This window comes from Enterobacter sp. BRE11 (assembly GCF_031844285.1).
Lineage (GTDB): Bacteria > Pseudomonadota > Gammaproteobacteria > Enterobacterales > Enterobacteriaceae > Pantoea.
Genome location: NZ_JAUZUX010000010.1, coordinates 215,705 through 222,985, shown reverse-complemented (window position 1 = coordinate 222,985; position 7,281 = coordinate 215,705). Strand labels below are relative to the sequence as shown.

Here is a 7,281-nt window from a genome sequence, read left to right as displayed (position 1 = left end):
TGAATTTACGCTTTTTTCCCTGCCTTTACGGGCAGGATGTCCAGATGGCTGCTATAGATAAAATGGTTCAGTCAACGGTCAGAGGAGGGAGGCGTAATGAGCTTTACGATTAGCGATGAGGTGCAGCATAAAGAGGGCGGGCCTGCCATGGTGGTTACCGGCTACGCCAGTGGCATGGTGGAGTGTCGCTGGTATGACGGCTACGCCGTGCGCCGCGAAGCCTTTCATCAGGATGAGCTGAGCCACGCGATTTCTGAGAGTCCGCTCGCCAGCTAAGCGCTGTTCAACGGGGATGCGCTGACCATCCCCCGTGACTTCCCGCATTTTTTACTTTCCCACGCCTGTTATACTCACCCGATCTCAGTTATTCGGAGCACCGTTGCTAATGGCTGCTTTGCCGCTCTCCGTGCGAAAATTATCTCCTGAACTGCGCGTTCATCTCCTGTTTTTAGCGGTCTTTCTCTTCTCTTTCTTTCTGACATGGCGCGAACTCCATATCCTGAAAAGCAACTATGAAGATCGTCAGCGCGCCGCGCTGACGGAGATGCAGAGCAGGCTGGAGAGTCAGTTTCAGGAGAGTATTGACGGGATGATCTACTACCGCCGCATGCTTACCTATGCGCTGGCGCATCCACTCGATCCTCATCATGCGCGCCATGCGCTGGCGCAGTTTCAGCAGCTGCGCTCGCAGCCCGCCTGGCAGCTGCGACTCAATATGCCGCGCAGCATGCCAATAAACGGCGTCGGCGACAGCTGGCTGGCGCAGGATGCGCTGCTGCAGCGTGATGAGGCGCGGCTCCATGAGGAGCTGCTTGCGGCGCTGGAGTTCAGTTTCATTTTGCAGTTCAGCGATGCGGCAGCCGATTTTCACTCGCGTTTCTGGTAAACCTCGCGCGCGGGCTTCTTTATCAGCTCGCGTCCGCCGCAAACGCTTTCCGCGGTCTCAGCCAGCTATGCCACCATGGTTTCGCGCCCCTGGTTCAGGGCGATGGCGACGCTGGCGCCCCCACCGCAGCTGCGCTGGTCGGGCGTCTATCAGGGCGCGGAAAAGGAGGGGGCCATGCTGACGGCAACGACGCCCATCCTCTATAACGGCTACTGGTATGGCGCACTGTCGATGGATTTCACCCAGCAGCGTATCGCCAGCCAGTTGAGCACGATGCGTCGCAGCGCGCTGTTGGGCAGCGTGCTGCTGCTCGACAAAGCGCAGCAGCCTGTGGCCTCCCTTGACGCGCCGGACGGCAAGCCGTTGAGCGAAAAGGCACGGCAGCGGCTCTATGCGCAGATTGCGCGGCAGCCGCAGGGCACGCTGCGGCTGGAGCAGCAGTTCATCAGCTGGAGCAGGCTAAAAAACGTCGACGGCTATCTGGTGAACCAGCAAACCCTGGCACAGGGGCTGCGCCAGGATTTAGGACGCGCCATGCTGTTTATGCTGACGATGTGGCTGCTGTTCGTGCTGCTACTGCTGCTGGCACATCAAATCATTGTGCGTCTGGTACGGCGGCTGAGCCAGCTCTCCGAGCGGCTGGCGTGGCGTGCCAGCTATGACGGCCTGACGCGGCTGCTTAACCGCAGCGCCTTTTTCGAACGCTTCGACGTAGAGGTAGCGCGCTGTCGTGCGCTTCACGCGCCGCTGACGGTCATCCAGCTCGATATCGACCACTTTAAAGCCGTAAACGATACCTGGGGTCATCAGGCGGGCGACCAGGCGCTGATACGCGTCGCGGCGATTATTTCCCAGGCGCTGCGGGAAAAGGATCTGGCCGGCCGGGTCGGCGGCGAAGAGTTCTGCGTGCTGCTGCCAGAGACCGGGCTGGCGGAGGCGCAAGAGGTCGCGGAACGGATGCGCGCGCGGCTGGCGGAAAAAACCATTCTGGTCAACGCCAGCCACGCTTTTAGCGTGACGCTCTCTGCAGGCGTCGCCAGCAGCGAAGAGCGGGGCGACTACCAGGCGACGCGCCTGCAGGCGGAAGCGGACCACCGTCTCTATCTGGCGAAACGTCAGGGCCGCAACCGCGTAGTCGCCGGAGGTTAGACGTTGCCGGCGTTATCCTCTTCCACCGCCTGATAGATACGCTGCAGAATATCGGGGAAGGCGGACTGGACGCGGCTCCAGCTGGGAATAAACGGCTTGTCGTTAGGACGTTCGATAAAGGCCTGTCCCGCCTCCAGAATCGACTGGGTGAACATCTCTACCGCCGCTTCCTCGATATGCTGGTCAAACTTCAGGCCGTTCATCGCCGCTTCGTGGTTGTAGGTCTCCATGATATCGAGCGCGTTGCGGTAGTAGGTCGCCTTCAGCACGCGGAACGAGTCGCTGGTAAGCGGCACGCCCATCGTCGCCAGCTTACGCAGCAGCGACTGCACGATATCGCTGCTCATACGCTTCAGGCCGCCGGTGCCGTCATCTTCCGCCAGCGGCTGATGCTTATGATCATAGTTGTCGGCGATCTCCACCTGGCAGGTCTGACGCGTGGTGTAGTTGCGGTAGATTTCCGACAGCACGCCAATCTCCAGCCCCCAGTCGCCGGGAATTTTAATGCCGTTGAGCACATGGGTGCGCATGGCGAATTCGCCCGACAGCGGATAGCGGAAGCTGGCAAGATAGTCGAGATACTCCGAGTGGCCATACACCTTTTGCAGCGAGCGCAGCAGCGGACCGACCAGCAAGCGGCCCACGCGGCCGTTTAGCTTGCCGTCGGCGACGCGTGCGTAAAACCCTTTGCAGAACTCATACTGAAACGCCGGGTTCGCCAGCGGATAGAGCAGGCGCGCCAGCATGCCGCGTTCGTAAGTCACGATATCGCAGTCGTGCAGCGCCACGCACTGGGTGCGGTCCGAGGCGAGGGTGAAGCCGGTGCAGAACCAGACGTTGCGTCCTTTGCCGGGCTGAGAAGGCGAAAGCCCCTCTTTATCCAGCTCGGCGTCAATCGCCTTCAGGCGCGGGCCGTCATTCCATAAAATGCGGTGGCGCTGCGGCAGGTGCGAAAAAAATTCGCGCGCGAAGAGGAACTGATCGCGGTCGGCGCGATCGAGCCCAATAACGATCTCGTCGAGGTAGGGCACTTTGGCCAGCTCATCGACGATATTGCCCAGCGCCGGCCCTTCCAGTTCAGAGAAGAGCGACGGGAGAATCAGCCCCATTTTGCGCTTGCGCGCGAAGCGCACCATCTCTTTTTCCAGCGACTCAACGCTGCGGTTGGTCAGATTGTGGAAATTGGTAATCACGCCATTCTGATAAAAATCACTCATCGCGCCATCCTTTTAATCATCAGTGGTTGCGGCTTCATCGGGCTGGGTCAGAAAATAGTCGAGTCCCTCTTTCCAGCCCTCGGGGCCGTAGTGCGCCGTATGGTAGATCCGCTGCTTGTCTTGTCGGGTCAGCGTGACCGGCGTTTTGCTGTAGCCTTTTATCACCACGGCGTAGTCAACCGCATCCAGCATCGGCGCGTCGTTGGGGCCGTCGCCGAGGCCGATGGTGGCGGGCGCACTGTCATACTGGCTAAGCAGCCAGCGCAGCGCTTCGCCTTTGCCGCTGCCTGCGGGCATAACGTGCCAGAAGCGTCCGCCCTGCGTCAGCTGCAGCTGGTGCTGCGCCAGCGCGGCGCGAAACGCCTCCAGCTTCTCTTCGTCATCGCGCCAGACAATCACTTCCGACGCTTCGCGCTGGCGCGCCAGCGCCGAGTCGCTTTCGGCAAGACCGGTCATCGCGGCCACTTCGACATCGGTGAAGCGGCTGAAGCCCTGAAAGCGAAAGCCCGACTGGAGCGTATTCAGCGTGCGGCAGAGCGCCTCATAGGCAAGGCTCTCCGGCGGGATGCGCTCGCGTCGCTGCGCCGACATCTGCACCAGCGCGCCGTTTTCCGCGATAAAGGGCGTATCCGTCAGGCCGAGGCGCTTTTGCAGCGGCGCGATTTCCGCAGCGGTTTTACTGGAGCAGAGCACGACCGGTACCTGCTGGCGCTGCAGCTCGGCCAGCCAGTCTGCGGCGGCATCCCAGCGGTAGGTATGATGATCGAGCAGGGAACCATCCAGATCGGTAATCACTAACAGCGGCTGTTGCAAACTGGGCATAGCAGGCTCCTTGCGACATTAACTGGCGGATTTTCAGTATTATAGCTGATGGAGAATTGCGCCTGCTTTTCTCCTGACGGGCGGCACTTCCAGGATAATTCTTAAAACGCAGCGGTAAAGCGAAACGGGATGCACAAAAAACGCATGGTGCAAAGCGCCTGAAGTCAGGCTGTTTCCGGTAACATCAGAGGGTATAAACAAAAAGGGCAGCAGTATTGTGCATAGCCAGGAGTTGTCTTAATGCCGGTCAGGCGTATTCTGCAAAGGTATTAAGTATTTCCTGATGTAACGAATTTACGTAATTACTTTCCCGGCGCTCCCTGCCGGGTTTTTTTGGCCTGCGGTTAGCGGTTCATCTCGTTACAGGTACAGTCGCGAATATCAAGTTCATATTCGTCCGCCAGCTCAATACTGCTTCCCCAGGCTCGGCCGCCGGTTCTGAGATGGCGGCTGTTGTCCGCCTCGGGAAGGGGTTGCGTGAGAACCGCCGTGCTGCGCGGCAGGCTGTCGAGCAGCGATTCCACATCAGAGTTTTCATCGGGCTGAAGGTCAGGGCTACCCTGTTTGGTTTGCGCCATCATCGCTCTCCTTTTGTCTAAAAGGATAGTTTGCTTCTCTCCGACCACAGAGTGCGACGGATCGACTAAGTATAGACGGCGGTCTGGGCAGGCGAATAACTTTGCGGCGGGAAAAGCAGCAGGCAAAAAAAAGCCCGCGCTGCGCGGGCAAAATCCTTGTTACTTTTAGGTTGACTGCCCCTTTGGGGTGGAGCAGTAAAAGAAGTGTAAAAGGTTACCGTGTCAGAACTCTTGTAGCGAAACGTTAAGAAAGCGAAAAAGTGCCCGCTTACGTAAATTTACCTGGTTTTTCCTTTGTAATCAGCGGCATCGTCTATAGTTACAGGCGAAGTTAACCCATAACGCGACAAGGAGAGACCATGGATCTGTTACGCATTATTATCGCCATTATTTTGCCGCCGCTGGGCGTATTTATGCAGGTCGGTTTTGGCGGCGCCTTCTGGCTCAATATTCTCCTGACGCTGTGCGGCTATATCCCCGGCATTATTCATGCGGTTTGGGTGATTGCGCGTCGCTGAGGCGGGCCTCATCGTTTACACTGATGCACAGGAAAATCATCAGGAGCAACGCGCATGAAGGTCAATGACCGCGTCACCGTGAAGACCGATGGCGGCCCGCGCCGCCTCGGCACTGTTCTCGCCGTAGAGCCATTCAACGAAGGGGTTATGTATCTGGTGGCGCTGGAAGATTATCCGCTCGGCATCTGGTTTTTTAATGAGGGCGACCATCCGGAAGGAATATTTGTTGAGCCTTATCTGGCGGAATAGCGGCACAGCGCTTTGCTTTTATTCTCTCTGAACATTGCAGCAATAATAAGGCGCCTGACGGCGCCTTATTTTATGCTGATTCAATACGGATAAAGGCGCCTCAAAACGTTTCCCAGTTATCGTTGCCGGGCGTCGCCAGCGCCGGGCGTGGCGACAGGCCCGGCGATTTCAGCGCGGGCGCGGCAGCGGCGGCCGTTGCCGTTGTCAGCGTCGGGTTGTCCTGCAGACGAAAAGCGGCGACAGCCCTGGTGAGTTTGCCCGCCTGATCTTCCAGCGATGCGGCGGCTGCCGAGGCCTCTTCCACCAGCGAGGCGTTCTGCTGCGTGACGTTATCCATCTCGGTAACCGCCTGGCTGACCTGCTGAATGCCGCGGCTCTGTTCATCCGAGGCGGCGGCGATTTCCGCCATAATATCGGTCACGCGGCGTACCGCTTCGACGATCTCACCCATGGTTTCGCCCGCTTCACCTACCTGATGCGAACCGTCTTTAATCAAATTGACCGACTCAGCAATCAGCGACTCAATCTCTTTGGCTGCCTGGGCGCTGCGCTGCGCCAGGCTGCGCACCTCGCTGGCCACGACCGCGAAGCCCCGGCCCTGCTCGCCCGCGCGCGCCGCTTCCACCGCGGCGTTCAGCGCAAGAATATTGGTCTGGAAGGCGATACTGTTGATGACGTTGGTGATTTCGGCGATTTTCTTTGAGCTGCCGGAGATATTGGTCATGGTTTTCACCACGCCGCTCACCAGCTCGCCGCCGCTGCGGGCTTTGCCTGAGGCATCTGCCGCCAGCTGGCTGGCGTGATGCGCGTTTTCGGCGTTTTGTTTTACCGTGGCGGTCAACTGCTCCATGCTGGCAGCGGTCTGCTCCAGCGCGGCGGCCTGCTGTTCGGTACGGGAAGACAGGTCGGTATTCCCGGCAGAGATTTCGCCGGAACCCTGATAGATCGCCACCGCGCCTTCACGCACCGTGCCGACGGTTTTCACCAGCGAATCCTGCATCAGCTGCAAATTATGCAGCAGCGTGCCAATTTCACTGCGGCCGTGCGGTTCCGGCGGGGCGGTGAGGTCGCCCTTGGCAATGCGCTCAATACGCGCGACCGACTGGCGCAGCGGGCTGATCACCACGCGACGCAGGAATACAAAGGTCATCAGCGTCAGCAGCAAGGCGATGGCGAAGGCGACCGCCATCGCGATAAAGCCGATACGCGACTGATGCTCCGCCATGGCGTTAATCGCCTCGGCGCGCTGAGTACGCAGTTTGATCGCCTGGAGCAGCACCTCGTTATAAGCATTATCGAGTTTGCGCGTGACGTCGGTCTCCTGCGCAATAATGCCTTCGAAGCTGCCCTGCTTGCCGGCGTTGATCATCGGCTTCAGCCCCTTTTCGACATAGTCGTTGAAGCGCGCCGTCAGCGGGGCATCAAGTGCAATATCTTCGGGGTTTTTAATTTTACGTGCCAGATAAATCTTAAAGCCCTCCTGCGCCTGCTGAATACGTTTCTCAGTAGCGGCGACGCTGGCTCGAAACTCATCCATCTCGCCGATGCGGGCGGCGGCGCCCGCCTGAATAATATAGAGGCGCGCGGTGCGCAGGTGGTTAGAGCTGTTAGAGAGCCCCATACGCACCTGGATTTCGTCAGTGGCATCCTTAAGCGACTGATTGCTCTGGATGAGAAAATAGCTGGCAAGGGCGATACAGAGGGCAAACAGCAGCAGAATACCGCCGAAAATCATACTGAAAAGCGGCACCAGGCGCAGGTTGCGCCAGAGGCCAGCTTTGGACGGCGTGGATGAATCCAGTAGTGTGTTCATATCCTTGATCTCATGTCGGGGTTATGAAACTAACATCGGCAGAGAAGGG

General features: G+C 58.7%; 9 protein-coding genes. 5 read left to right on the top strand and 4 right to left on the bottom strand.

Annotated features, from left to right (window positions below):
• Positions 1-96 precede the first annotated feature (96 nt).
• From Q9R34_RS12970 to Q9R34_RS12960, 3 genes are all read left to right on the top strand, one after another.
• Positions 97-276, top strand: coding sequence for a YodC family protein (locus Q9R34_RS12970; RefSeq protein ID WP_434123054.1), 180 nt, complete (start codon positions 97-99; stop codon positions 274-276).
• Between the two features lie 109 nt (positions 277-385).
• Positions 386-886 (top strand): hypothetical protein, encoded by a 501-nt coding sequence (locus Q9R34_RS12965; RefSeq protein ID WP_485894188.1) that lies wholly within the window; start codon positions 386-388, stop codon positions 884-886.
• 75 nt (positions 887-961) lie between these two features.
• Positions 962-2,035 (top strand): diguanylate cyclase, encoded by a 1,074-nt coding sequence (locus Q9R34_RS12960; RefSeq protein WP_485894186.1) that lies wholly within the window; start codon positions 962-964, stop codon positions 2,033-2,035.
• Here Q9R34_RS12960 and Q9R34_RS12955 read toward each other — a convergent pair.
• From Q9R34_RS12955 to Q9R34_RS12945, 3 genes are all read right to left on the bottom strand, one after another.
• On the bottom strand, positions 2,032-3,252 hold the full coding sequence (locus Q9R34_RS12955) for a glycosyltransferase family protein (RefSeq protein WP_485894184.1): 1,221 nt from the start codon (positions 3,250-3,252) through the stop codon (positions 2,032-2,034). The two genes, Q9R34_RS12960 and Q9R34_RS12955, sit on opposite strands and share 4 nt — an antisense overlap.
• A gap of 12 nt (positions 3,253-3,264) precedes the next feature.
• Complete coding sequence (locus Q9R34_RS12950) at positions 3,265-4,074, bottom strand: mannosyl-3-phosphoglycerate phosphatase-related protein (protein ID WP_485894182.1); 810 nt, start codon at positions 4,072-4,074, stop codon at positions 3,265-3,267.
• 344 nt (positions 4,075-4,418) lie between these two features.
• Positions 4,419-4,652 (bottom strand): DUF2525 domain-containing protein, encoded by a 234-nt coding sequence (locus Q9R34_RS12945; RefSeq protein ID WP_485894180.1) that lies wholly within the window; start codon positions 4,650-4,652, stop codon positions 4,419-4,421.
• 359 nt (positions 4,653-5,011) lie between these two features.
• Here Q9R34_RS12945 and Q9R34_RS12940 point away from each other — a divergent pair, with 359 nt between their 5' ends.
• Both Q9R34_RS12940 and dsrB read left to right on the top strand, forming a co-directional pair.
• On the top strand, positions 5,012-5,170 hold the full coding sequence (locus Q9R34_RS12940) for a YqaE/Pmp3 family membrane protein (RefSeq protein WP_033749833.1): 159 nt from the start codon (positions 5,012-5,014) through the stop codon (positions 5,168-5,170).
• A gap of 54 nt (positions 5,171-5,224) precedes the next feature.
• Positions 5,225-5,419 (top strand): protein DsrB, encoded by a 195-nt coding sequence (gene dsrB / locus Q9R34_RS12935; protein WP_434123061.1) that lies wholly within the window; start codon positions 5,225-5,227, stop codon positions 5,417-5,419.
• 100 nt (positions 5,420-5,519) lie between these two features.
• Here dsrB and Q9R34_RS12930 read toward each other — a convergent pair whose 3' ends face one another.
• A complete protein-coding gene (locus Q9R34_RS12930) occupies positions 5,520-7,232 on the bottom strand; it encodes a methyl-accepting chemotaxis protein (RefSeq protein ID WP_485894177.1) in 1,713 nt (570 codons plus the stop codon).
• Positions 7,233-7,281 lie beyond the last annotated feature (49 nt).

Bases quoted from the DNA above. Each gene is read 5' to 3' on its own strand.
- Q9R34_RS12945 (WP_485894180.1), bottom strand. From the start codon at position 4,652: ATGGCGCAAACCAAACAGGGTAGCCCTGACCTTCAGCCCGATGAAAAC.
- Q9R34_RS12970 (WP_434123054.1), top strand. From the start codon at position 97: ATGAGCTTTACGATTAGCGATGAGGTGCAGCATAAAGAGGGCGGGCCT.
- dsrB (WP_434123061.1), top strand. From the start codon at position 5,225: ATGAAGGTCAATGACCGCGTCACCGTGAAGACCGATGGCGGCCCGCGC.
- Q9R34_RS12950 (WP_485894182.1), bottom strand. From the start codon at position 4,074: ATGCCCAGTTTGCAACAGCCGCTGTTAGTGATTACCGATCTGGATGGT.
- Q9R34_RS12965 (WP_485894188.1), top strand. From the start codon at position 386: ATGGCTGCTTTGCCGCTCTCCGTGCGAAAATTATCTCCTGAACTGCGC.
- Q9R34_RS12930 (WP_485894177.1), bottom strand. From the start codon at position 7,232: ATGAACACACTACTGGATTCATCCACGCCGTCCAAAGCTGGCCTCTGG.
- Q9R34_RS12960 (WP_485894186.1), top strand. From the start codon at position 962: ATGGTTTCGCGCCCCTGGTTCAGGGCGATGGCGACGCTGGCGCCCCCA.
- Q9R34_RS12955 (WP_485894184.1), bottom strand. From the start codon at position 3,252: ATGAGTGATTTTTATCAGAATGGCGTGATTACCAATTTCCACAATCTG.
- Q9R34_RS12940 (WP_033749833.1), top strand. From the start codon at position 5,012: ATGGATCTGTTACGCATTATTATCGCCATTATTTTGCCGCCGCTGGGC.